The 22,625-nt window shown below is 67.1% G+C and carries 23 protein-coding genes; 14 read left to right on the forward strand and 9 right to left on the reverse strand.

Annotated features, from left to right (window positions below):
* Positions 1-196: 196 nt before the first annotated feature.
* A complete protein-coding gene (locus tag NED98_RS19140; RefSeq protein ID WP_265314083.1) occupies positions 197-1,915 on the reverse strand; it encodes a PHA/PHB synthase family protein in 1,719 nt (572 codons plus the stop codon).
* A 347-nt stretch (positions 1,916-2,262) separates the two neighbouring features.
* Here NED98_RS19140 and NED98_RS19145 point away from each other — a divergent pair, with 347 nt between their 5' ends.
* From NED98_RS19145 to NED98_RS19155, 3 genes are all read left to right on the forward strand, one after another.
* Positions 2,263-3,471, forward strand: coding sequence for an LL-diaminopimelate aminotransferase (locus NED98_RS19145; RefSeq protein WP_179512377.1), 1,209 nt, complete (start codon positions 2,263-2,265; stop codon positions 3,469-3,471).
* A gap of 68 nt (positions 3,472-3,539) precedes the next feature.
* Positions 3,540-4,319, forward strand: coding sequence for a sulfite exporter TauE/SafE family protein (locus tag NED98_RS19150; RefSeq protein ID WP_179513722.1), 780 nt, complete (start codon positions 3,540-3,542; stop codon positions 4,317-4,319).
* A 31-nt stretch (positions 4,320-4,350) separates the two neighbouring features.
* Positions 4,351-4,794, forward strand: a complete 444-nt coding sequence (locus tag NED98_RS19155) for an acyl-CoA thioesterase (protein WP_179512376.1) — start codon at positions 4,351-4,353, stop codon at positions 4,792-4,794.
* A gap of 153 nt (positions 4,795-4,947) precedes the next feature.
* On the opposite strand, the gene astD is transcribed toward NED98_RS19155, so the two are convergent.
* Both astD and NED98_RS19165 read right to left on the reverse strand, forming a co-directional pair.
* Positions 4,948-6,360, reverse strand: coding sequence for a succinylglutamate-semialdehyde dehydrogenase (gene astD, locus NED98_RS19160; RefSeq protein ID WP_265314084.1), 1,413 nt, complete (start codon positions 6,358-6,360; stop codon positions 4,948-4,950).
* Between the two features lie 65 nt (positions 6,361-6,425).
* Positions 6,426-7,802, reverse strand: a complete 1,377-nt coding sequence (locus tag NED98_RS19165) for a protein adenylyltransferase SelO family protein (RefSeq protein WP_179513721.1) — start codon at positions 7,800-7,802, stop codon at positions 6,426-6,428.
* Between the two features lie 37 nt (positions 7,803-7,839).
* Between NED98_RS19165 and NED98_RS19170 the strand changes: the two genes are divergently transcribed.
* From NED98_RS19170 to NED98_RS19190, 5 genes are all read left to right on the forward strand, one after another.
* The gene (locus NED98_RS19170) at positions 7,840-8,715 is read left to right on the forward strand and encodes an alpha/beta fold hydrolase (RefSeq protein WP_179512374.1); all 876 of its coding nucleotides are present in this window, start codon (positions 7,840-7,842) and stop codon (positions 8,713-8,715) included.
* A gap of 87 nt (positions 8,716-8,802) precedes the next feature.
* Positions 8,803-9,918, forward strand: a complete 1,116-nt coding sequence (locus NED98_RS19175) for a glycoside hydrolase family 130 protein (protein WP_265314085.1) — start codon at positions 8,803-8,805, stop codon at positions 9,916-9,918.
* Positions 9,919-9,950: 32 nt separating this feature from the next.
* Complete coding sequence (locus NED98_RS19180; protein WP_265314086.1) at positions 9,951-11,090, forward strand: glycosyltransferase; 1,140 nt, start codon at positions 9,951-9,953, stop codon at positions 11,088-11,090.
* A 139-nt stretch (positions 11,091-11,229) separates the two neighbouring features.
* Entirely contained in the window at positions 11,230-12,633 is a 1,404-nt protein-coding gene (locus NED98_RS19185) for an NAD(P)H-dependent flavin oxidoreductase (protein ID WP_179513720.1), read from the forward strand.
* Between the two features lie 146 nt (positions 12,634-12,779).
* Positions 12,780-12,953 (forward strand): hypothetical protein, encoded by a 174-nt coding sequence (locus tag NED98_RS19190; protein ID WP_179512371.1) that lies wholly within the window; start codon positions 12,780-12,782, stop codon positions 12,951-12,953.
* 122 nt (positions 12,954-13,075) lie between these two features.
* On the opposite strand, the gene NED98_RS19195 is transcribed toward NED98_RS19190, so the two are convergent.
* Positions 13,076-14,074 carry a 2-hydroxyacid dehydrogenase gene (locus NED98_RS19195; protein ID WP_265314087.1) on the reverse strand — a complete coding sequence of 333 codons (999 nt, stop codon included), beginning with the start codon at positions 14,072-14,074 and terminating at the stop codon, positions 13,076-13,078.
* 87 nt (positions 14,075-14,161) lie between these two features.
* Between NED98_RS19195 and NED98_RS19200 the strand changes: the two genes are divergently transcribed.
* The 4 genes from NED98_RS19200 (at position 14,162) to NED98_RS19215 (ending at position 16,805) form a co-directional block, all read left to right on the forward strand.
* Complete coding sequence (locus tag NED98_RS19200) at positions 14,162-14,653, forward strand: SH3 domain-containing protein (RefSeq protein ID WP_265269564.1); 492 nt, start codon at positions 14,162-14,164, stop codon at positions 14,651-14,653.
* Positions 14,650-15,495, forward strand: a complete 846-nt coding sequence (nadC, locus tag NED98_RS19205; protein ID WP_179512369.1) for a carboxylating nicotinate-nucleotide diphosphorylase — start codon at positions 14,650-14,652, stop codon at positions 15,493-15,495. Before NED98_RS19200 ends, nadC begins: the two co-directional genes overlap by 4 nt.
* Before the next feature lie 168 nt (positions 15,496-15,663).
* Complete coding sequence (locus tag NED98_RS19210; protein ID WP_179512368.1) at positions 15,664-16,095, forward strand: hypothetical protein; 432 nt, start codon at positions 15,664-15,666, stop codon at positions 16,093-16,095.
* Entirely contained in the window at positions 16,092-16,805 is a 714-nt protein-coding gene (locus tag NED98_RS19215; RefSeq protein WP_265269563.1) for a ribonuclease T2 family protein, read from the forward strand. Before NED98_RS19210 ends, NED98_RS19215 begins: the two co-directional genes overlap by 4 nt.
* 114 nt (positions 16,806-16,919) lie before the next feature.
* Here NED98_RS19215 and NED98_RS19220 read toward each other — a convergent pair whose 3' ends face one another.
* Together NED98_RS19220 and NED98_RS19225 are read right to left on the reverse strand one after the other, a co-directional pair.
* Positions 16,920-19,052 carry a TonB-dependent receptor gene (locus NED98_RS19220; RefSeq protein ID WP_265314088.1) on the reverse strand — a complete coding sequence of 711 codons (2,133 nt, stop codon included), beginning with the start codon at positions 19,050-19,052 and terminating at the stop codon, positions 16,920-16,922.
* Positions 19,053-19,125: 73 nt separating this feature from the next.
* A complete protein-coding gene (locus NED98_RS19225; protein WP_179512365.1) occupies positions 19,126-19,338 on the reverse strand; it encodes a hypothetical protein in 213 nt (70 codons plus the stop codon).
* A 114-nt stretch (positions 19,339-19,452) separates the two neighbouring features.
* On the opposite strand from NED98_RS19225, the gene NED98_RS19230 reads away from it, so the two are divergent.
* Positions 19,453-19,788, forward strand: a complete 336-nt coding sequence (locus NED98_RS19230) for a hypothetical protein (RefSeq protein ID WP_349293277.1) — start codon at positions 19,453-19,455, stop codon at positions 19,786-19,788.
* A gap of 15 nt (positions 19,789-19,803) precedes the next feature.
* Positions 19,804-20,118 (forward strand): addiction module antidote protein, encoded by a 315-nt coding sequence (locus NED98_RS19235; protein ID WP_265314089.1) that lies wholly within the window; start codon positions 19,804-19,806, stop codon positions 20,116-20,118.
* A 9-nt stretch (positions 20,119-20,127) separates the two neighbouring features.
* Here the strand turns inward: NED98_RS19235 and queA are convergent, their stop codons facing one another.
* From queA to coaD, 3 genes are all read right to left on the reverse strand, one after another.
* On the reverse strand, positions 20,128-21,153 hold the full coding sequence (queA, locus tag NED98_RS19240; protein ID WP_265314091.1) for a tRNA preQ1(34) S-adenosylmethionine ribosyltransferase-isomerase QueA: 1,026 nt from the start codon (positions 21,151-21,153) through the stop codon (positions 20,128-20,130).
* A gap of 143 nt (positions 21,154-21,296) precedes the next feature.
* Positions 21,297-22,016 carry a peptidylprolyl isomerase gene (locus NED98_RS19245; RefSeq protein WP_265314092.1) on the reverse strand — a complete coding sequence of 240 codons (720 nt, stop codon included), beginning with the start codon at positions 22,014-22,016 and terminating at the stop codon, positions 21,297-21,299.
* Between the two features lie 93 nt (positions 22,017-22,109).
* Positions 22,110-22,622, reverse strand: coding sequence for a pantetheine-phosphate adenylyltransferase (gene coaD, locus NED98_RS19250; RefSeq protein WP_179512360.1), 513 nt, complete (start codon positions 22,620-22,622; stop codon positions 22,110-22,112).
* Positions 22,623-22,625 lie beyond the last annotated feature (3 nt).

Genomic DNA, 22,625 nt, shown 5'->3' on the forward strand with positions numbered 1-22,625 from the left:
CTCGATCCGAGCCCACTCCGCATCGCTCAACCAGGTCAGTTGGCTCGCCATCACCGCCTCCGCTTCAAGCAGAAGCTTTGAATCAGCCAAATCACTCAACCGCAAGCTGATTGAGTACGGACCCTAGGACCTCGCCTTCGCGAGGACACAGAAAGGGGTGCTCCTTCGCCGACGGTAACCGGCGTGGATCGGCACGCTATCTTGCCTTTACGTAGCTCCCTGGCGCGTCCTCGAGCGCGGCGAGTTTGCCCTTGCCCGGCACCCGCGCGCGCTGCGCCGCAACCTCGGTCGAATCGATCGTGCGGAGCCAATCGACCCAGTCGGGCCACCAGCTTCCCTTGATCTCGGTCGCGCCCGCGACGAATTCGTCGAGCGTCTTCGTTTTCGCCGGGTTGGTCCAATATTGATATTTGTTCGCCGCCGGCGAGTTGACCACCCCGGCGATATGCCCCGAGCCGGCGAGGACGAATTTCAGCGGCCCGCTGAAGATGCCGGTCAGCTTCCACACGCTGTCCGCCGGTGCGATATGATCCTCGCGGCCGGCCTGGATATAGCTCGGCGTCCTGACCTTGGTGAGATCGAGCGGGGTGCCGGCGACCGAGATCGCGCCGGGCTGGGCGAGCCGGTTGTCGCGATAGAGATCGGTCAGATAGGAAAGGTGCCATTTCGCCGGCAGGTTGGTCGTGTCGCCGTTCCAGTGGAGCAGGTCGAACGGCGCATAATCGTTGCCGAGCAGATAGTTATTGGTGACGTAATTCCAGATCAGATCGCGCCCGCGCAGCAGGTTGAAGGTCGCCGCCATATAACGCCCGTCAAGGAAGCCCTGCGGCGAAAGCGAGCGGATCAGCGCGAACTGATCGTCGTCGATGAAATTCTGGAGGTCGCCGGCGCGGGTGAAATCGACCTGCGCGGTGAAAAAGGTCGAACTCGCCACCTTCTCCGCCTCGCCGCGCGCGCTGAGCAGCGCCAGCGTGGCGGCGAGGGTGGTGCCCGCCACGCAATAGCCGATCGTGTGGACCGCGGGGACACCGAGCGCGTCGCGCACCGTGTCGATCGCGTCGATCTGCGCGGCGATATAATCGTCCCACGTCACATCGGCCATCGACGCATCGGCCGATTTCCACGAGACCATGAACACGCTGATCCCCTGATCGACGCACCAGCGGATGAAGCTTTTCTCGGGGGTCAGATCGAGGATGTAGAAGCGGTTGATCCACGGCGGGAAGATCACCAGCGGGATCGACAGCACCTGCTTGGTCGTCGGGCTATATTGGATCAGTTCGTAGAGCGGGGTGCGCTTGACCACCTTGCCGGGGGTCGTGGCGAGATTGCGCCCGACCTCGAAGGCGTCGCCGCTGGTGTGGGTGAGTTGCCCGCGCCCGATATCGGTCAGCATATGCTGCAGACCCTTGAGCAGATTCTCGCCCCCGGTCTCGATCGTCTTGTCGATCACCTCGGGATTGGTGAAGGCGAAATTGGTCGGGCTCATCGCATCGATGAAGCCCTTGGTGGCGAAGCGCAATTGCTCGCGCTGCCTGGCATCGATCCCCTCGATCGCGTCGACGCTGCTCAGCAGATGATCGGAAATCATCAAATAGCTTTCGCGGATCCACGCGAACAGCGGATTGTCGCGCCATGCCTCGGCCTTGAAGCGCTTGTCGCGCGGGGCGGCGTCCTGTTGCTCGGTCGCCTCGCCGGGCTGGAGGAAGCGCTGCCACAAGGTGAGGCTGTTCTGCCAGAAGTCGCTCGCGCGTTGCAGCGTCGCGGGGTCGTTGATGCCGGGCACCACCGGCGCGCCGGTCGCGGGCGCCTGCATCGTCGCCAGCCCCTGTTCCATCATCATCTGCTGCGCCCGCCCCAGTACCCAGGTCCAGCGCTGGAGATCGGCCAGGCCGGGGGCTTGGGTATCGGTCATCAACCTCTCCTCGACGCAACCGCCGGCCGCTGACTCGGGGGCGGCTGCCTAGCCTAGGCCGGATCGGCAATCAGCAGAACCCGGTTTTTGCGCTTTCCCCTTCTCGTCATGCCGGGCTCGACCCGGCATCCAGAGCCTCAGGTGCCGTCGCCCGTAACTCTGGATGGGGGCGAAAGCGGCTTCGGCCAACACAATCACATCGCCACCCGGCTCGGGGCCGGGGTGACGGCGGAGCGTGAATCCGACCCGTTTGCCCCTCGCCAAACCCGCAAGCCCGGCTTTTTGCCGCTTGGCCCTGTCGCCCGCGCGCCGGACACGGTATGACGTGCGAACCGAAAGGAGTTCCAATGTCCGACGAATTCTACCGCATGAAGCGCCTGCCCCCTTATGTCATCGCCGAGGTCAATGCGATGCGGGCAGCGGCGCGCGCGGCAGGGGAGGACATTATCGATCTCGGCATGGGCAATCCCGATCTGCCGCCGCCGGCGCATGTCATCGAGAAATTGTGCGAGGTCGCGCAAAAGCCCTCCGCCCACGGCTATTCGCAGTCAAAGGGGATTCCGGGGCTGCGCCGCGCCCAGGCCAATTATTACGCCCGCCGCTTCGGGGTCGATGTCGATCCCGAAACCGAGGTGGTGGTGACGATGGGATCGAAGGAGGGGCTCGCCAGCCTCGCCACCGCGATCACCGCGCCGGGCGATGTCGTGCTCGCGCCGAATCCCTCCTATCCGATCCACACCTTCGGCTTCATCATCGCAGGCGCGACGATCCGCGCGGTGCCGACCACCCCCGACGAACATTATTTCGAAAGCCTCGAACGCGCGATGGCCTATACCGTCCCGCGCCCCTCGGTGCTGGTGGTCAATTATCCGTCGAACCCGACCGCCGAGACGGTCGATCTCGCTTTCTACGAGCGGCTGGTGGCGTGGGCGCGCGAGAACAAGGTGTGGATCCTCTCCGACCTTGCCTATTCGGAGCTCTATTACGACGGCAATCCGACCCCCTCGATCCTCCAGGTCAAGGGCGCCAAGGACGTCGCGATCGAATTCACCTCGCTCAGCAAGACCTATTCGATGGCGGGCTGGCGGATCGGCTTCGCGGTCGGCAACAAGCAGCTGATCGCGGCGATGACGCGGGTGAAATCCTATCTCGATTACGGCGCCTTCACCCCGATCCAGGCGGCGGCCTGCGCCGCGCTCAACGGGCCGCAGGATATCGTCGAGAAGAACCGCCAACTCTATCACAAGCGCCGCGACGTGATGGTCGAAAGCTTCGCGCGCGCCGGGTGGGAGATCCCGAGCCCGCGCGCCTCGATGTTCGCCTGGGCGCCGCTGCCGCCGGCGCTGGCGCACCTAGGTAGCCTTGAGTTCTCCAAACAATTGCTGACTCACGCCCAGGTCGCGGTTGCGCCAGGGGTCGGCTACGGCGAGAACGGCGAGGGTTATGTGCGCATCGCGATGGTCGAGAACGAGCAACGGCTCCGCCAGGCGGCACGCAACGTGAAACGCTATCTGCAATCGATGGGCGTCAACACCCCCGCGCGCACCGCCGGGTGACGGTGGGCGGCGCAGGCGATCATGCGCGCGCGGTCCGCCACGGATAGGCTGACCGCGGGGCATATGTGATCGTCTATAATCCGTTCTATTCGCTTGCCGGCGTGCTGGTCGGCCTGCTCGTCGGGCTGACCGGCGTCGGCGGCGGATCGCTGATGACGCCGTTGCTCGTGCTGGTGTTCGGTTTCCACCCGGTGACCGCGGTGGGGACCGACCTGCTCTATGCCTCCGCGACCAAGACGGTGGGGACGGCGGTCCATGGCTGGCGCGGGACGGTCGACTGGCGGGTGGTGCGCCGGCTCGCGACCGGCAGCGTGCCGACGACGATCGCGACCCTTGTCGCGCTGAGCTACGCCACGCACCGCTCGGCCGACACCGGGCATCTCGTCGCGACGATCCTCGGCAGCGCGCTGCTGCTCACCGCGGTGGCGATCCTGTTCCGCGCGCGGATCGTCGACAAGCTCGCGCCGCGCTTCGGCCGGTTCGACGAAGGGCGGATCGCGTGGCTGACCGTGCTGCTCGGCGCGATCCTTGGCACGCTCGTCTCGCTCACCTCGGTGGGGGCGGGGGCATTGGGGATGACCGCGCTGCTCGTGCTCTATCCGCGGCTCGAGGTGAAACGGCTGGTCGGCTCGGATATCGCGCATGCCGTGCCGCTCACGCTGATCGCGGGGCTGGGGCATCTTTCGCTCGGCGCGGTCGATCTGTCGCTGCTGGTGTCGCTGCTCGCGGGATCGGTGCCGGGGATCGTGATCGGCAGCCTCGTCGCGACCCGCGTCCCCGATCGCGTGCTGGTGCCGATCCTCGCGGTGACGCTCGCGCTGGTCGGCGCGAAATTGGTGTTCGGTTGACGCGCGCGCCGCATCGCCGCATCGATGCGGCATGACACGCCCCGGCTTCGCTTTTTCCACCCGCTTCAAAGTCCGTTACGCCGAGATCGACGGGCAGCGCGTGGTGTTCAACTCGCGCTATCTCGAATATGCCGATGTCGCCGAGACCGAATATTGGCAATGGACCGGGATCGGCGAAGTGCTCGGCAAGGCCTGGCTCGAAACCGAATTCCACGTCCGCCGCGCGTCGGTCGATTATCTGCGGCCGTTGGTGTGGGGCGATACGATCGAGGCGTCGGTGCGGATCGAGCGGATCGGCTCGACCAGCATCACCAAAAGGATCGACCTCGCCAACCAGCGCGGCGAGCTCTGCACCGAGATCGAGATGGTGACGGTCAACGTCCATTTGCCGACCGGGCGGCCGATCCCGATCGAGGGCGAGGTGCGCCAGTTCCTCGAGGCGCTGATCGCCGCGCAGCCCGATCGGGTGGCGTAGCGCTTTTCTCCTCTCCCTTGAACAAGGGAGGGGGCGGGGGTGGTTGGCCCGGGGGGGGGGGGCCACCGGCCCGCGCGCCTCATACCCACCCCCAGCCCCTCCCTTCACGAGGGAGGGGAGTAGAAGGGGCAAGGAGGGGCGCGCCTTAGCGCCTCACCCTTCGCGCAGCCCGATCCCGATTGCCGCGCGGGCGGCGTCGGCTTCGTTGCTCACCACCGGATAGGCGCAATAATCGGCGGCATAATAAGCGCTCGGGCGGTGGTTGCCCGACCAGCCGACGCCGCCGAACGGCGCGCCCGACGACGCGCCGTTGGTCGGCTTGTTCCAGTTGACGATCCCCGCCCGCGCGCGCGCCCAGAAGCGGTCGAACAATTGCGGAGTCTGGCTGATCAGCGAGGCGGACAGGCCGTAGCGCGTATCGTTCGCCTCGATGATCGCATCGTCGAAATCGTGGCAGCGGACGATTTGGAGGATCGGGCCGAACAATTCGATATCGGGCTTGTCGCGCGCCTCGGTCATGTCGATCAGCCCGGGGAGCAGGAAGGGACGGTCGGCCGCCGGGCGTTCGAGGTGACGGATCGGGCGCCCGCCCTTCATCAGCAGCGCAAGGAAGCTCTCGCTCAGCTGATCCGCGGTGTCATTGTCGATCACCGGCCCCATGAACGGCGCGGGGGTGGCGAAGGGCTCGTCGACGATCAGCCGCCCAAGCACTTTCTCGAGCTCGGCGAGCAAGGGCTCGTACAATTTCTCGTCGACGATCAGCCGCCGCGCGGCGGTGCAGCGCTGCCCCGCGGTGGTGAAGGCCGATTGCACGACGAGCACCGCGGCCTGCCACAGATCGGGGGTGTCCCACACCACGATCGGGTTGTTGCCGCCCATTTCGAGCGCGAGGATCTTCTCGGGCTTCTCGGCGAAGGCGCGGTTCAAGGCGAGCCCGGTGCGCGCCGAGCCGGTGAACAACAGCCCGTCGATCCCGTCGTGCGCGGCGAGCGCCTTGCCCTGATCGGGGCCGCCGATCACGATGCGGATGCACGCTTCGGGCACCCCCGCCTCGCGCAGGCAATCGACCAGGAACGCGCCGCTCGCCGGGGTCTTTTCCGACGGCTTGAACACCACCGCATTGCCCGCGATCAGCGCCGGGACGATATGCCCGTTGGGCAGGTGCGCGGGGAAATTATACGGCCCCAATACCGCGAGCACGCCGTGCGGCTTGTGGCGCAACGCCATCCGGCTGCCCATCGGCGAATCGAGCCGGCGCTGCGCGGTGCGCTCGGCATAAGCGCTGACCGAGATGTCGACCTTGGCGATCACCGAATCGACCTCGGTGCGCGCTTCCCACAGCGGCTTGCCGGTTTCGCGCGCGATCAAATCGGCAAAGGCATCGGCGCGCGCGCGCACGACATTGGCGAAGCGCCGCATCGTTTCGATGCGATAGGTCAGCGCGCGCGCCGCCCAGGTCGCCCAGCCGCCGCGCGCCGCGGCCACTTCCGCATCGACATCGCTGATCGCGCCGCGCCACAGTTCCGCGCTCGTCGCAGGCTCGAACGAGACGAGTTCACCGGTCATCGATCAGCCATCCCGTCCCCCGAAATGCGCGGCCGCCCCCGGCCGCAATCATCGTGTAGAGACAATCACCTGTCTTCGACAAGCCGCAGCGCGTCCGCCATTTCGCGGATCTGTGCCACCTTGACGTCAAGCGCCGACCAATCATCGTTTTCCGCGATCCGCGCCCATATCGCCTCCACCTCGTCGATCAGCATCGAACACGGCGCCTCGCCGCGCCAATAGGCATGCGTGCGCGGGGCACGCGGTGCATATCGATCCAGCGCGGCGCGCGCCTCGTCCCACGGCGCGCCGTAACCTTCGGGCAGCGGCTGGGCGAAGGCATCGAAGAAGAACCGGTCGATGCCGACGCCGCTCGCGCGCAACCCGCGCTCGATCGCCTGCACCAGGGCGCGGTCGCTCGCCGGGTCGATCGGCTTGCGCCCCAGCCGCCACAGCAAGGCGTCGGTGATTGCCGGCTGGTAACGCTCGCCGAAGCTTTCGAGCAGCGCGATGAGCGGTTCGGATTCGGCCAGCGGGCGCAATGCGGCGGCAAGCTGCATCACGTCCCAGTGGATCGCCTCCGGCTGGCGGCCGAAGGCATAGAGCCCGTTCTGGTCGAAATAAGCGGCGGTGAAGGCAGGGTCCCAGGTCGGCGCGAACCGCCACGGGCCGTAATCGAAGCTTTCGCCGGTGATGTTGATATTGTCCGAATTGAGCACGCCGTGGACGAACCCGGCCGCCATATAGCGTGCGGCCAGCGTCGCGGTGCGGGTGAGGACGAGATCGAGCAGGCGCAGCGGATCGTCGCTATCCTCGCCATAGAGTGCGCGTAAGGAATAGCCGACCAGCCGACGCAACGCCTCGTCCTCGCGCAAATAGGCGAGCCGCTGGAAACTGCCGATGCGGATATGGCCGTGGCTCAGCCGTACCAGCACCGCCGAGCGCGTCGGCGAGGGTTCGTCGTTGCGGTAGAGCTGCTCGCCGGTCTCGATCAGCGAGAAGCTGCGCGAGGTGGGGACGCCGAGTGCCTCGACCATCTCGCTCGCGAGGATTTCGCGCACCCCGCCCTTCAGCGTCAGCCGGCCGTCGCCGAAGCGGCTCCACGGCGTCTGCCCCGAGCCCTTGGTGCCGAGGTCCATCAGCCGCCCGTCGCGGTTGCGTAGCTGCGCGAAGGTGAAGCCGCGTCCGTCGCCGATCTCGGGGTTGTACACGCGGAACTGATGGCCGTGATACCGCAGCGCGAGCGGCCCGGGCAATGTGCCCGGCAGCGGCGCGAACCGGCCGAAATGCGCGATCCACTCCTCGTCGGTCAGCGCGTCCAGCCCCACTTCGCGCGCGGCGCGGTCGTTGCGGAAACGCAGCCGGGTTTCGCGGAACGGTGCGGCCTCGACCGGATCGTAAAAGGCGTCGCCCAGCGAAAGGATCGTCTGTTCGGGGCGGTAAGCTTGCGGGTCGAGGGGCATCCGGCGATATGGGGGCTGCGATAGCAAAGGTTCAAGCATGGCCGCCTATCAGGATCTGTTTTGGTGGTCGCGGGACGGCCTGAGGCTCCACGCCCGCGATTATCCGGGCGACGCGGGGGTTTTGCCGGTGCTGTGCCTCCCCGGGCTGACCCGCAACGCGCGCGATTATGCCGGGGTGGCGGCGCGGCTCGCGGGGCCGCGGCGGGTGATCGCGGTTGATTTCCGCGGGCGCGGCGAAAGCGCTTATGCCAAGGATCCGATGAGCTATTCGCCGCTCGTCTATGCGCAGGATATCGCGGCCTTGCTCGAGGCCGCGGGGATCACGCGGTTCGTGTCGATCGGCACTTCGCTCGGCGGGATCGTGACGATGCTGCTCGCCGGGATGCTGCCAGGGCGGATCGCGGGGGCACTGCTCAACGATGTCGGGCCGGAGATCGAGCCGGCGGGGCTGGCGCGAATCCGCAGCTATGTCGGCAAGCCGAGTGTCTTCCCGACCTGGATGCACGCCGCGCGCGCGGTCGCGGAAAGCAATGCCGACGTCTATCCCGATTGGGGCGTCGAGCAATGGCTGGCGATGGCCAAGCGGCTCTATCGCCTCAACAGCGCGGGGCGGATCGTGCTCGATTACGATCTCAAGATCGCCGAGCCGTTCCGCGTTCCGGGGGCGGAGGCGGGGCCGGACATGTGGCGCGCGCTCGCCGGGCTGAACGACGTGCCGGTGCTGATCGTGCGGGGCGGGCGCTCCGACATCCTCTCGGCGGCGACGGCGGAACGGATGGCGGCGAGCCTGCCCGATGCCGAGCTCGTCACCCTGCCGGGAATCGGCCACGCCCCGACGCTCGACGAGCCGGGGGTGCAGGGCGCGATCGACCGGCTGCTGGTGCGCGCCGCGCGGGAACCTGCCGCCGCCTGAGGCGATTGTCATATTGCGCTCGACGGGGGGATCACCTCGCCCGAACGGTCGTAGTCGTGCGCATGATGACCTGATCCCGGAGCCGCGATGACCTTTCCGCTCGATCATCTGATCTTCACCCCGCACGACGTCGATCTCGCGCGATCGCCGCTCGCCGGGCGGATCGACGCCGAGACGATCGTGCTCGGGGCGTTCAATCCCGGGATGACCCGGCTGGCGAACGGCAACCTGCTGCTGATGGTCCGCGTGGCGGAGGCGCTCAAGGAGCCGATCGTCGAGGGGCATGTCCGCGCCGTCCGCTGGGATGCGGGAAGCTGCGTGCTCGATCCCTGGCCGCTGGCGCTGGTCGACACCGCCGATCCGCGAAAGTTCATGATGCGCGGCGGCGGGTGGCGGGTGATGGCGCTCACCTCGCTGTCGTGGCTGCTCCCGGTCGAGCTCGATCCCGAGGGGCGGCGGGTCGAGGCGGTCCATTACGACCGCGCGATCGTTCCCGCCGCGAGCTGGCAATGCTATGGGGTGGAGGATGCGCGGATCAGCCGGGTCGGCGATCGCTTCCTGATGACCACCTGTTCGGTCAGCCCGGAGCGGCATTCGACCACGCTCTACACCAGCGACGATGCCGTGGACTGGACGCTGGAGGGGATCGTCCTCGATCACCAGAACAAGGACATGCTGATCTTCGAAGGGCTGATCGACGGCAAATATTGGGCGCAGACGCGGCCGCTGGGCGACCTCTATTTCGCTTACCCGCCCGATAGCGAATGGCGCGCCGGGCCGTCGATCAACCTCGCCAGCTCGCCCGATGCGCTGCATTGGAAGCCGAGCGAACATCCCGGCATCCGCCCGCATTCGGCGACGATCGCCACCGCGCGGATGGGCGGCGGCTCCCCCCCGATCGCGACCGATAAGGGGTGGCTCACCTTGTGGCACGGGGTGGAGCCGCACGGCGTGGTCGGCATCTATCGCACTTATTGGACGATCCTTGCCCGCGATGCGCCGTGGCGGACGGTGGCGTTCGGCGAGACCCCGTTGATCGAACCGGCGCCGGCGCTCACCGAGCCGCTGCGCGACCTGATGTATCTCGACAGCGTGGTGTTCACCACGGGGATCGCCGACGGCGGCGATTACTGGATCGTCGCAAGCGGCGAGGCCGATCTCGCGTGCCGGATTACGCATGTGCCCAAGCGTTTGATCGGGTGACGGAACCGCGCCTGATCGGCTAGGGCGGAAGCATGGCGCAGCCGATCCGCATCCTCCACCTCCATTCGACCTTCGACCTCGGCGGCAAGGAAGCGCGCGCGGTGCGGCTGATGAATGCGTTCGGCGATCGCGCGCGGCATGTCATCGTCTCGTCGATGGAAGGGCATTACGGCGCGCGCGAGCGGATCGAGAAGGGCATCCGCTACGAGATCGCGCAGGATCCGCCGCCGCTCGCCGGGCGGCCGTCGGTGCGCCGCTACGAGGCGATCGCGCGCTATATGCGCGGGTTCGATCTGGTGCTGAGCTATAATTGGGGCGCGATCGACGGCGCCATGGCGCGGCGCGTGTTCGCCAAGGGCGCGCCGCCGCTGGTCCATCACGAAGACGGCTTCAACGAAGACGAAGCGGCCGGGCTGAAGCGCGAGCGCAACGTCTATCGCCGCGTCGCGCTCGGTGCGGCGCATGCGCTGGCGGTGCCCTCGATGACGCTCGAACGGATCGCGCTCGACACCTGGAAGCAGCCGCGCGGCAAGGTGCATCGCATCGCCAACGGCATTGCGACGATGGCCTATGCGCGCGATCCCGAGCCCAAGGTGCTCCCCGGCTTCGTCCGCAAGCCCAAGGAAGTGGTGATCGGCACCGTTGCCGGCCTGCGCGCGGTGAAGGATCTGCCGGCGCTGGTCCGCGCGGTCGGCGGGCTGGCGGGCAAATACCGTCTCGTCATCGTCGGCGAGGGGCCGGAGCGCGCCGCGATCGAGCGCGCCGCGATGGCAATGGGGATCGACGATCGCGTGGTGCTGACCGGGTTCGTCGATCGGCCCTATCGCTATATGCGGCATTTCGACCTGCTCGCGCTGTCGTCTCGGTCAGAGCAATTCCCGATCTCGGTGGTGGAGGCGATGGCCGCCGGCCTGCCGATCGTCGCCCCGCCGGTGGGGGACGTGGCGCAGATGGTGGCGGCGGAGAATCTGCCCTTCATCACCGAGCTTCCTGGCGAGGTGCGGCTGCGCGACGCGATCCAGCCGTTGCTCGCCGATGCCGGGCTGCGCGCCAGCGTCGGCGCCGCCAATCGGGCCAAGGCGCGCGCGGAATATGACGAAGGGGTGATGATCGCGCGTTACGCCGCACTCTACGAGGCGGCGTTGGGGCGGCCGGGCGTACTGGGCGGTTAGCCGATCGCATCGCGCCGCGGGGCGATGATGTGCTATGAGCGGCCGGTGGTGCTAGGCTGCTGGACACGATCAATTTACTCGCATCCCGCGGCCCTTGCGCTATAGCGGGCCAAATTATGTCCGAAGGATGACCAACTACGTGTTCAAGGGTCTGAAGCCGATCGTCTACAACGGCCGCGAGGTGTGGCCGCTCGTCGAGGGTGGGAAGGGCGTGGCGGCGACCAATCATGCGTCCGCCGGTGCCTGGGCCGCCGCGGGGGGGATCGGCACGGTGTCGGCGGTCAATGCGGACAGCTACGACCCGGAAGGCCGCATCGTCCCGCAGGTCTATAAGGCGCTCACCCGGCGCGAGCGCCACGAAGAGCTGATCGCTTATGCGGTCGAGGGTGCGGTGCAGCAGGTCAAGCGCGCGTTCGACATCGCCGGGGGCAAGGGCGCGATCAACATCAACGTGCTGTGGGAAATGGGCGGCGCGCAGCGCGTGCTCAACGGCGTGCTCGAGCGGACCCGCGGGATGGTCGCGGGCGTCACCTGCGGCGCGGGGATGCCGTACAAGCTCTCCGAGATCGCGGCGTCGTACAATGTCCACTACCTCCCGATCGTCTCCTCGGCGCGCGCCTTTCGCGCCTTGTGGAAGCGCGCTTATTCGAAGGTCGCGCATCTGCTCGGCGCGGTGGTCTATGAGGATCCGTGGCTCGCGGGCGGGCACAACGGCCTGTCCAACGCCGAAGACCCGCTGAAGCCCGAGGATCCCTATCCCCGCGTCAAGGCGCTGCGCGAGACGATGCGCGAGGGCGGCATCCCGGATTCGACCCCGATCGTGATGGCCGGCGGCGTATGGTATCTGCGCGACTGGAACGACTGGATCGACAATCCCGAACTGGGGCAGATCGCCTTCCAATATGGCACCCGCCCGCTGCTGACGCAGGAAAGCCCGATTCCGCAGGGGTGGAAGGAACGGCTGATGACGATCGAGGAGGGCGATGTCCTCCTTCACCGTTTTTCGCCGACCGGTTTCTATTCGTCGGCGGTGCGCAACCCGTTCCTGCGCAATCTAGAGGCGCGCTCGGATCGCCAGATCGCTTTCTCGACGCAGGAAGCCGGGGACCATGTGTTCCAGCTCGACGTGGGCGTGAAGGGCAAGAATTTCTGGGTGACGCGCAACGACCTGCTGCGCGCGCGCGCCTGGTATGGCGAGGGCTTCACCGACGCGCTCAAGACCCCCGACAATACGCTGGTGTTCGTCACCCCGGCCGAGAAGATCGAGATCCGCAAGGATCAGGCCGATTGCATGGGCTGCCTCAGCCAGTGCCTGTTCTCGAGCTGGGCGGATACCGAGACCAATTCGACCGGCCGGCTCGCCGATCCGCGCAGCTTCTGCATCCAGAAGACGCTGCAGGAGATCGCGCACGGCGGCGATACCGAGCAGAATCTGATGTTCGCCGGGCATGCCGCGTTCAACTTCAAGCGCGATCCCTTCTATTCGAACGGCTTCGTGCCGACGGTGAAGCAGCTCGTCGACCGCATCCTGACCGGCGACTGAGCGCTTTTCTCCCCTCCCTTGAGCGAGGGAGGGGAGCAAGATATGCGACGGGCGGAGGCATAGATCTCCGCCGCGCAACATTGCTGACACGCGGCTGACACGGTGAGGGGCTATCAAGCCCTCGTACCGGAAAGGAGCCCCGTGCGATGCGTACCGATCGCGATCTGGCCTATCACGCCCGCCGCGCCCATGACGAAGCGATCCAGGCGATCCGCTCGCTGAGCAACAGCGCCTCGGTCCGGCATGAGGAATTGTGCCGGCTGCACTGCCACCGCGTGCTCGAGGGGCTGCGCGACAATGAGGTGCGCGAGGCGGCCTGATAAGCTACCCGTTCGCCCTGAGCTTGTCGAAGGGCTGCACTTCTTCTTCGGAAGAAAAGGACAGGGCTTCGACAAGCTCAGCCCGAACGGGGAGTGGGAATCCTGCCTTAACGAGGCGGTGGTTAAGCCCAGCCCTCCAGCACCTGATCGGGCGGCCGGTGGCCGTCGGACCACATGCGGATATTGGCGATCACCTTCTCGCCGGTGGCGATGCGCCCCTCATAGGTCGCCGATCCCATATGCGGGATCATCACCACATTGGGCAGCGCGAGGAGCCGCGGGTCGATCTCCGGCTCGTGGCGCCATACGTCGAGCCCGGCGCCGGCGAGCCGGCCCTGTTCGAGCGCGGCGACCATCGCATCCTCGTCGACGATCCCGCCGCGGCTCGAATTGATCAGGAAGACATGCGGGCGCAGCAAGGCGATGCGGCGCGCGTCGATCAGGTCGCGGCTGTCGTCGTTGAGCGGGGTGTGGATCGTCAGGATGTCGATCGCGCCGAGCATCTCGTCGAGATTGGGATGCCATTGCGCGCCGAATTCGGCCTCGACCACCTTCGGCAGCCGGTGGCGGTTGTGATAGTGGATCGCGAGCCCGAACGCGCGCGCGCGCCGCGCGACCGCCTGCCCGATCCGCCCCATGCCGATGATGCCCAAAGCCTTGCCGCCGATGCGGTGGCCGAGCATCCCGCCAGGGCTCCACCCGGTCCACTGCCCCGAGCGCACGAGTTTCTCGCCCTCGGCCAGCCGGCGCGGGACGGAGAGGATCAGCGCCATCGTCATGTCGGCGGTATCCTCGGTCAGCACGCCCGGCGTGTTGGTGACGATGATACCGCGCGCGCGCGCCGCCTTCAGATCGATATGGTTCACCCCCGCGCCGAAATTGGCGATCAGTTTCAGCCGTTCGCCCGCGCCGGCGATCAGCTCGGCATCGATCGAGTCGGTCACGGTGGGGACGAGCACATCGCAATTGGCCATCGCCTCGGCGAGCTCGGCGCGGGTCATCGCGCGGTCGGTGCGGTTGTTGCGGGTATCGAACAACGCCTCCAGCCGATCCATCACCTCGTCCGGCAGCTCGCGGGTGACGATCACCCTGGGATTGGCGCAGCGTCGCGTATCAACCATGAAAAGGGCTTGGCGAACGGCTCGGCTGGCGTCAACGGTCGTTTGACGCGCGACACCTTCCGATCGCGCCGGCAATTGAGGGTTGAGATGCGGGCAGCATCGAAATGGATGATGGTAGCGATCGCCGGCGGCGTGATCGCCAGCGACGCGTTCGCCGCCGATCCGCCGCCACGCAAGGATCCGTATTTCGCGTCGATCGCGCCGGCGCGCGCGCGGATGCGCAGCGGGCCGGGGCGCAATTATCCCGCGACCTGGCTTTATGTCCGCGCCGATCTGCCGGTGCGGGTGGTCGATACGTTCAAGGAGTGGCGCAAGGTGGAGGATCCGGCCGGGGTGCAGGGCTGGATGCAGGGCAATATGATCAGCCAGCGCCGCACCGCGATCATCCAGGGCACGATCGCCGAGCTGCGCGAAAAGCCCGCGGCCGACGCCAAGATCGTATGGCGCGCCGAGCCGGGGGTGGTCGGGCGGCTGAGCCAGTGCGGCGGCGGCTGGTGCCGCTTCGACGTCCACGGGCAGGCGGGCTATGTCGAGATGTCGCGCTTGTGGGGCGTCGCCGCCGGGGAGGTATTGCCATGACGTTCGCGCTCGACGGATTCGATCTCGACGGCTTCGTCCGCGCGACGCTGGCCGAGGATCTCGGCGACAAGGGCGATGTCACCTCCGCGGCGGTGATCCCGGCCGAGGCGCGGTTCCGCGCGGTGATGGATACGCGCGACGCGATCACCGTCGCCGGGCTGGAGATTGCCGCCGCTTTCTTCCGCGCGCTCGACGCCGATGTGTCGATCGAATTGCTGGTCGAGGACGGTGCGACCGTCCCGCGCGGCACCGATCTGATGCGGCTGGAGGGGAGCGCGCGCGCGATGCTCACCGCCGAGCGCTCGGCGCTCAACACCGTGCAGCATCTGTCGGGGATCGCGACGCTGACCCGCGCCTATGTCGATCGCATCCGCGGCACCGGCGCGACCCTGCTCGATACGCGCAAGACGATTCCCGGCCTCCGCCGGCTGGAGAAATACGCCACCCGCATGGGCGGGGCGAAGAACCACCGCATGGGCTTGTGGGATGCGGCGATGATCAAGGACAATCACGTCGCGGTCGCCGGCGGAGTGGCGGAGGCCGCGGCGCGCGCCAAGGCGGCGGGGATCGCCGAGATCATCGTCGAGGTCGACCGCATCGACCAGATCGAGCCCGCGCTCGCCGCCGGGGCGACCTGGCTGCTGCTCGACAATTTCGTGCCGGCCAACCTGCGCGGCGCGGTGACATTGATCGGCGGCCGGGTGCCGACCGAGGCGTCGGGCGGGGTGACCTTGGAGACGATCCGCGCGATCGCCGAAACCGGGGTGACCTATGTCAGCGTCGGGCGGATTACCCAATCGGCGCCCGCGGCGGACATCGGGCTGGATTTCGCGCCGGCCTGAGGGCGCGCGTCCATCTTCTTTCTTCTTCCCTCCCTTCACCAGGGAGGGGAGAAGAAAGAAGGGAGCGGAAAGGCACCCCCGACCGCATTTTCCAACCACGCTCCGCGACCGCCTTGCACGGCGGGGTCGCGGCACTAACCTGCCGGCGGGCGACAAGGGGAACGAATCATGCAACGGCCATCGTCGATCGTCAGGTACGAACAATTGTACCTCGGCTCCTTCATCCTCGGGCTCGTCGCCTCGGCGCTGTCGTGGCAGGGGCGCGCGGCGCAGCTCGGCGCCAATCCGGCGCTGGGCAATCTGCAATGGATCATGCCGGCGGCGCTGGTGGTCGGGATCGTGATCAGCGTCACCCTGTGGTATTTCACCGCGCGCAACCCCAGCATCGCCGCGAAATGGGTGGTGACGGTGTTCGCCGCGCTCTCGCTGCTCGGCGTCGCGCGCAACCTCTATGCGCTGGCGAGCGGCACCGTGCCGCTGTTCGCCACATTGCTCGCGGTGCTTGTGTCGCTGCTTTACGTCGCGGCGGCAGTGATGCTGTTCAAACCGGACGCGAAACTATGGTTCGGCGAGGAGCCGACCAACGGAGATATTGCTTGATCGACCGTTTTGTCCTTGCCGCCGCGACGGTCGCGGCGCTGCCCGGCGTCGCCGCGGCGCAGGCCTATCATTGCGCCGTCCCGCGCGATCTCGCCGCGCCGCATCCCGATCTGCCTAACGAGCGCGAGCCGCAGCGGCTGCTGCCGATCGGCGGTTATACGCTGGCGATCAGCTGGTCGCCGCAATATTGCCGCACCCGGATGCACGATCCGGCGGCGCGGATGCAATGCGGCAAGAACCGCTTCGGCTTCGTGCTCCACGGTCTGTGGCCGGACGGCGAGGGGAAGGACTGGCCGCAATATTGCACCGCGACCGATCTCGTGCCCCCCAAGGTGATCGCCGCCAATCTGTGCGCGACCCCCTCGGTGCAATTGCTCCAGCACGAATGGGCCAAGCACGGCACCTGCATGAAGGGCGAGACCCCGGCGACCTTCTTCCGCCGCTCGACCGCGATGTACGGCAAGTTGCGCTATCCCGATATGAACGCGCTGTCGCGCCGCCCGCTCACCGCCGGCCAGTTCGCCGCCGCGCTGGCGCGCGCCAATCCGGGGATGCGCGCCGATATGATGCGGATCACCGCCAATCGCGAAGGCTGGCTCGACGAGGTGTGGCTGTGCACCGACAAGGGCTTCAACTACACGACCTGCCCCGCGCATCAGGGCGGGCTGGCGCCCGACGCGCGGCTGAAGATCTGGCGCGGGCCACGGTAAACCCTCCGTCATTCCCGCGAAGGCGGGAATCCATTCTCGCTGTCGGTGCGCTTCTATCGCATAGCCCAGCGTTAATGGATTCCCGCCGCCGCGGGGATGACGATTAAGGCGGGTTCAGAGTCCCATCCGCAACGTCACCCGGATATCGCGCCCGGCGAGCGGGGCGAAATCCTTGAGCACGCTTGCGGCGCGCCGCGCGTTGACGTCGAAGATATTGTTCGCCGCGATCATGATGCTGGTCTTCTCGTTGCCGGCGAACGGCCGGAACGAGAAGGATGCGTTGACCATCGTATAAGGCGCCGTCTCGGTCTCGAACGCGGCGATGCGCGTCTGGCGGAAGACATGTTCCAGCTCGACCCGCGCGCTGGTGCGGTCGCCCTGCGCCTCGACCCCGCCGAGCACGCGCAGCGGCGGGATGCGCGGCACCGGGCTCAGGTCCACCACCGACGCGCGGACATAATCGGCGAGGATGTCGGCGTTGATCGCATGTCCGCCGATCCGCGCCAGCCGCTTGGAGACATCGATCTCGAAGCCATAATAGCGCGCCTTGGCCTGCTGATATTGGAAGCAGGGGAATTCCACCTCGCGTCCGGACGGCGCGGCGGCGGCGGCGCAGACCGATTGCGCGGTCTGGTTCTCGTAGATGTAATCGTCGAACCAATTGTAATAGGCCGAGGCATCGAGGCTGAAGCCGTCGCTATGCGCGTGGAGCGTCGCCTCCAGCCCCCAGCTTTTCTCGGTGCGGAAATCGGGGTTGCCGAGCTCATAGGCCTGCGTCCCGGCGTGGGCGCCGTTGGCGAACAATTCCTCGGCCGACGGCGCGCGCTCGGTGCGCGAGGCGTTGAGCCCGATGCGCACCCCGTCGGCGATGCCGTAAGACGCGCCGAGCGAGCCCGAGAAGGTGTCGAACCGGCGTTTGCCGTTGAAATAGCGCAGATCGTCCGCCGGGTTGAGCGCGGCGAGATTGGTATGCTCGTAGCGGACCCCGCCCTCGGCCTTGAACGCGCCATTCTCATATTGCTGGAGCGTGAAGAGCCCGACCTGTTCGGTATTGTTGCGCGGCAGGAAGGCTTCCTCGCCGACGACGTTGAACTGGCGGTTGAAATATTGCGCGCCGCTCGCCCCGCTCCAGCCGCCGCGATTGGCCTGGACGAATTCGAGGCGCCCTTCGAGGCCCTTGTTGTAGAAGCGCGTGCCGATCTCGCCGCTCGGTTCGAGCTCGAAATGGCGGTAATTGGCATAAGCCGCGCGCGCGCGGATGCGATCGAGGAAGCCGCCCCCGGTCTGCACCTCGCCGCGCAGATCGAAGCGGTTCTGGACGACCGAGAGCCGCGGCGCCTCCTGCTCCTGCCCGGGCTCGGTGGCATAGCGGATCGGCACGCCATAGAGGCTGTCATAATGGCTGTACGACACGCCGAGCGACCCGGTGTCGGTGATCAGCGCCGCGCCGAGCCCGGCGGTCCAGGTCTTCGCCGCGGTGTTGGGCAGCCGGCCCTTGAGGCGCGCGGAGGCGGCGAAGTCGATCTCATCGTCGGGCGCCGCCCGCGCCGCGGCCAAAGCGGCGGCGCGCGCGCTGCGCGACAGCACATAGCCGCCGATACGGAGGTCGTCGGCCTTGAGATACGAGCCGTCGGCGTGGAGCACGAGGTTCCTGGTTACCGCGACATCCCCCGCTGCGCCGACCGAGCGCTCGGTCGCCGCGCTGCCGAAGCCGGCGGTGGCGTTGAGGCGATAGCCGTTGCTCGGGACGCTGCGCGGGATGCGCGAATCGATCACATTGACCACGCCGCCCGCCGCCGACGAGCCGTAGAGCAATGCCGCCGGGCCGCGCAGCACCTCGACCCGTTCGGCGAGCAGCGGATCGATCACCACCGCATGATCGACCGAGGTGTTCGACACGTCGACCGAACCGACCCCGTCGGTCAGCACGCGGATACGATCGCCCTGGAAGCCGCGCAGGATCGGCCGCGACGCGCTTGGCCCGAACGAGGTGGCGGAGACGCCGGGAAGCCGCGCGAGCGTCTCGCCGATCGTCGGGCGCAATTCGCGGTCGAGCTTTTCGCCCGAGAGAACGGAGGTGCCTTGCAGCACGTCGGTCTCGCTGCGCGCGACGGGCGCCGTAACGATCACATCGCGCGGCACGGTGTCCTGCGCGACCGGATTATCCTCGGCGACGGCGGGGGTGGCGATCAGTGCGGCAACAATGCCGGCGAGCGGAAGCGACCTATGGGCATATGTTCGGTTCATGAGGACCGGCTAAACGCAATGTTACAACATATCAACATCGCTTCATCGTCGCGAGGGCTCGCTTCGGCGCAGCTCAGCTATTGCGTTCGACCGATTCCAGGATGCGCGCGCCGGCCATGAACACCGCGACGGGGCAAGCGGCGAACAGCAGCCAGCCGCCGTAGCCAGGATATTGCTGCAGATAATGCACCCCGCGCTCTATCGCCCCGGTGCCGAGCGAGAAGATCACGAGGAACGCCTCGAACTTGGTCTTGATGACGAACAGACGGGCGATGCGGGACCACATGCCGGATCAGAAGCAAGCGATATGCCAGCCGCGGAAATCCGCCGATTCTCGCGAGCGGAATATGGTTATCTGTAAGTTAATCCGACACCCAGCCTAAGAAGGCGTCACTTTTAGTTGACGCGGCTGCGGCGTCACCTATATGTGACGCGTGTTCGCGGTTATCCCGACCGCCCGATTCGCCGATTGGATCGAGGGCCTCAAGGATCGCCGTGCGGCGGCGCGGATAGCGATCCGCATCGTTCGTATCGAAGCCGGGAATTTCGGCGACGCCAAATCGGTGGGCGGGAAGGTCAGCGAGCTCCGCATGACCATGGTGCCGGCTATCGCGTCTATTTCACGATCAAGGGGGAGGAGATCATCATCCTGCTTTGCGGCGGCAACAAGAAGAGCCAGCGCCGGGATATCGAGCAGGCGTATCGGATGGCCGAGGAAATCCACCGGGGGACGTGATGGAAGGATCCGAGAGTGACGGCTGAGCTTGGGCTCGCATTCGATGCGGCGAAATATCTGGTCGGCGATGACGAAGCGCAGCGTGAATTGCTTGCCGATGCGCTTGCCAGCGGTGATCGGGCCTATGTCGCGCATGCTCTTGGCACGATCGCCCGCGCGCGGGGCGGCCTCACCAAGCTGGCCGAGGAAACGGGGCTCAAACGGCAGGCGCTGCACCGCGCCTTGAGCAAAGACGGCAACCCAACGCTGGACACCTTACTGAAGGTGCTCACCGCTTTGGGTTTGCGCGCGACGGTCGAGAACAGCGAAGATCACCCAAAAGCGGCCTGAATAGCGCGCTTAAGGCAGCAGCAGCGAAGCGTCACCGTAGGAATAGAAGCGATAGCCGTGCTCGATCGCATGGGCATAGGCCGCCTGCATCCGATCGAGCCCCATCAGCGCCGAGACCAGCATGAACAGGGTCGAGCGCGGCAAATGGAAGTTGGTGACGAGCCCGTCGATCCCGCGGAAGCGATAGCCGGGGGTGATGAAGATCGCGGTATCGCCCTCGAACGGGTGGACGATGCCGTCCGCATCCGCCGCGCTCTCGATCAGCCGCAGCGAGGTGGTGCCGACCGAGATCACCCGACCGCCCGCCGCGCGGGTCGCGTTGAGGCGATCGGCGGTGGCGCGGTCGATGCGGCCCCATTCGGCGTGCATCACGTGATCGTCGGTGTCGTCGGCCTTGACCGGCAGGAAGGTGCCCGCGCCGACATGCAGCGTCAGCGTGACATGCCCGATCCCCGCCATCGCCAGCGCGTCGAGCAGGGCCGGGGTGAAATGCAGCGCCGCGGTAGGGGCGGCGACCGCCCCGGCACGCCGCGCGAACATCGTCTGATAATCATCGGCATCGCGCGCGTCGGTCGGGCGTTTGGCGGCGATATAGGGCGGGAGGGGCATGCGGCCGGCGCGCTCGAGCAGCAGCTCGACCGGTTCGTCGCCCGCGAAATCGAGCGCGATGCTGCCGTCCGCGCCGCGATCGCTCGCCACCGCGCTGACCCCGGCGCCGAAATCGATCGTATCGCCGTCGCGGACGCGCTTGGCGTTGCGGACGAAGGCGCGCCAGCGGCGCGGGCCTTCGCGCTTGTGGAGCGTCGCGCCGACACGTGCGGCGCCGCGCATCCCCTCGAGTTGTGCCGGGATCACGCGGGTATCGTTGAAGACGAGCAGGTCGCCGGCGCGCAACTCGCCCGGCAGATCGCTGACGATCCGGTCGGCGAGCGTGTCGCCGCGCACCACCAGCATCCGCGCCGAATCGCGCGGCGCGGCGGGGCGCAGCGCGATCCGCTCGGGCGGCAGCGTGAAATCGAACAGATCGACGTTCATCGGGGTCGGGCTTCGTCTTTAGCGCAACGTGCGCGAAGTAAATCCGTTCGCCCTGCGCTTGTCGAAGCGCGGCCCCACCTCACGAGCGACGGGACGCGCTTCGACAAGCGCAGGGCGAACGGGAATGGCGGATCCGGTTCGTCTTACGGCTTCTTCTTCGGCGCCGGCTTTGCGGCCGGCGTGGGCGCGGGCTTCGCCCCCGGCAGCGAGACCGGGCCGAGCACCGCGGCCGGATTGACGGCGGGCGGCGGCGCGGCCTGATAAGGCGGGGGGTTGTCGCTCGCGATATAGGCGTGGAGGATGCGCGTCGGGTTGGCGGGCGGCTCGCCGCGCTCGATCGCGTCGACATATTGCATCCCGTCGAGCACCCGGCCGAACACGGTATATTTGTGATCGAGCGCCAGCTTGGGCTGGAGCACGATGTAGAATTGGCTGTTGGCGCTGTCGTCGGCCTGCGCGCGCGCCGCGGCGACCGCGCCGCGGACGTGTGGCAGATAATTGAACTCGGCCTTCACGTCGGGAAGCGTCGAGCCGCCGGTGCCGTCGCCCTTGGGGTCGCCGCCCTGCGCCATGAAGCCGTCGATCACCCGATGGAAGGTGAGGCCGTCATAGAAATGCTGGCGGGTCAGCGTCTTGATCCGCTCGACCATCAGCGGCGCGGCGTCGGGGCGCAGCAGGATCGTCACCCGCCCGCCGTCCGACAGATCGAGCAGCCATTGGTTGGTCGTATCGGTGATCGCCGGTGGCGCGGCGCGCGTCGCGGTCTCGGTGGTCAGCACCACCGTGTTCTTCTTTTCCTTCTTGGCGAAGGCCGGCGGTGCAATCAGCACGCCAAGGATCGCCACTACACCCAAGAAACGCATCAATCCGACTTTCCCGCTCGATTCCATCGCGCCAGCGCCCCGGAACGCTGCTCCGCAGCTAAAGCATAGCGACGCTTGCGCCAATCTGAACCTTCAAACCCCGCTGCCGCGCCGGCCGAGCACCTGGACCCGCGCCGTCACTTCCTCGCGCACCGCGGGGGTGACGAACTTGCCGATCTCCCCGCCGAAGATCGCGATCTCCTTCACCAGCCGCGAGGCGATCGGCTGGAGCGCGACATCGGCCATCAGGAAGACCGTCTCGATCCGGTCGTTGAGCTGCTGGTTCATCCCCGCCATCTGATATTCGTATTCGAAGTCGGCAACGGCGCGCAGCCCGCGCACGATCACCCCGGCGCCTTCGCGCTCGGCGAAATCCATCAGCAGCGAATCGAAACTGACCACGCGGATATCGGCCTCGATCGCCGCCACCTCGCGCTCGACGATCGCCATCCGCTCGGGCAGCGAGAACATCGGCGATTTGGAGGGGTTGGTCGTCACCCCCACCACCAGCCGGTCGACCAGCTTCGCGCCACGCCGGATGATGTCCATATGCCCAAGCGTGATCGGGTCGAACGTGCCGGGATAGACGCCGATGCGGATGCTCATGGG

The sequence above is a fragment of the Sphingomonas lycopersici genome (assembly GCF_026130605.1).
Taxonomy (GTDB): domain Bacteria; phylum Pseudomonadota; class Alphaproteobacteria; order Sphingomonadales; family Sphingomonadaceae; genus Sphingomonas; species Sphingomonas lycopersici.

Coding starts and splice junctions, on each gene's coding strand:
- NED98_RS19140 (WP_265314083.1), bottom strand. CDS start 1,915: ATGACCGATACCCAAGCCCCCGGCCTGGCCGATCTCCAGCGCTGGACC.
- NED98_RS19145 (WP_179512377.1), top strand. CDS start 2,263: ATGTCCGACGAATTCTACCGCATGAAGCGCCTGCCCCCTTATGTCATC.
- NED98_RS19155 (WP_179512376.1), top strand. CDS start 4,351: ATGACACGCCCCGGCTTCGCTTTTTCCACCCGCTTCAAAGTCCGTTAC.
- astD (WP_265314084.1), bottom strand. CDS start 6,360: ATGACCGGTGAACTCGTCTCGTTCGAGCCTGCGACGAGCGCGGAACTG.
- NED98_RS19165 (WP_179513721.1), bottom strand. CDS start 7,802: ATGCCCCTCGACCCGCAAGCTTACCGCCCCGAACAGACGATCCTTTCG.
- NED98_RS19170 (WP_179512374.1), top strand. CDS start 7,840: ATGGCCGCCTATCAGGATCTGTTTTGGTGGTCGCGGGACGGCCTGAGG.
- NED98_RS19175 (WP_265314085.1), top strand. CDS start 8,803: ATGACCTTTCCGCTCGATCATCTGATCTTCACCCCGCACGACGTCGAT.
- NED98_RS19180 (WP_265314086.1), top strand. CDS start 9,951: ATGGCGCAGCCGATCCGCATCCTCCACCTCCATTCGACCTTCGACCTC.
- NED98_RS19190 (WP_179512371.1), top strand. CDS start 12,780: ATGCGTACCGATCGCGATCTGGCCTATCACGCCCGCCGCGCCCATGAC.
- NED98_RS19195 (WP_265314087.1), bottom strand. CDS start 14,074: ATGGTTGATACGCGACGCTGCGCCAATCCCAGGGTGATCGTCACCCGC.
- NED98_RS19200 (WP_265269564.1), top strand. CDS start 14,162: ATGCGGGCAGCATCGAAATGGATGATGGTAGCGATCGCCGGCGGCGTG.
- nadC (WP_179512369.1), top strand. CDS start 14,650: ATGACGTTCGCGCTCGACGGATTCGATCTCGACGGCTTCGTCCGCGCG.
- NED98_RS19210 (WP_179512368.1), top strand. CDS start 15,664: ATGCAACGGCCATCGTCGATCGTCAGGTACGAACAATTGTACCTCGGC.
- NED98_RS19220 (WP_265314088.1), bottom strand. CDS start 19,052: ATGAACCGAACATATGCCCATAGGTCGCTTCCGCTCGCCGGCATTGTT.
- NED98_RS19225 (WP_179512365.1), bottom strand. CDS start 19,338: ATGTGGTCCCGCATCGCCCGTCTGTTCGTCATCAAGACCAAGTTCGAG.
- queA (WP_265314091.1), bottom strand. CDS start 21,153: ATGAACGTCGATCTGTTCGATTTCACGCTGCCGCCCGAGCGGATCGCG.
- NED98_RS19245 (WP_265314092.1), bottom strand. CDS start 22,016: ATGCGTTTCTTGGGTGTAGTGGCGATCCTTGGCGTGCTGATTGCACCG.
- coaD (WP_179512360.1), bottom strand. CDS start 22,622: ATGAGCATCCGCATCGGCGTCTATCCCGGCACGTTCGACCCGATCACG.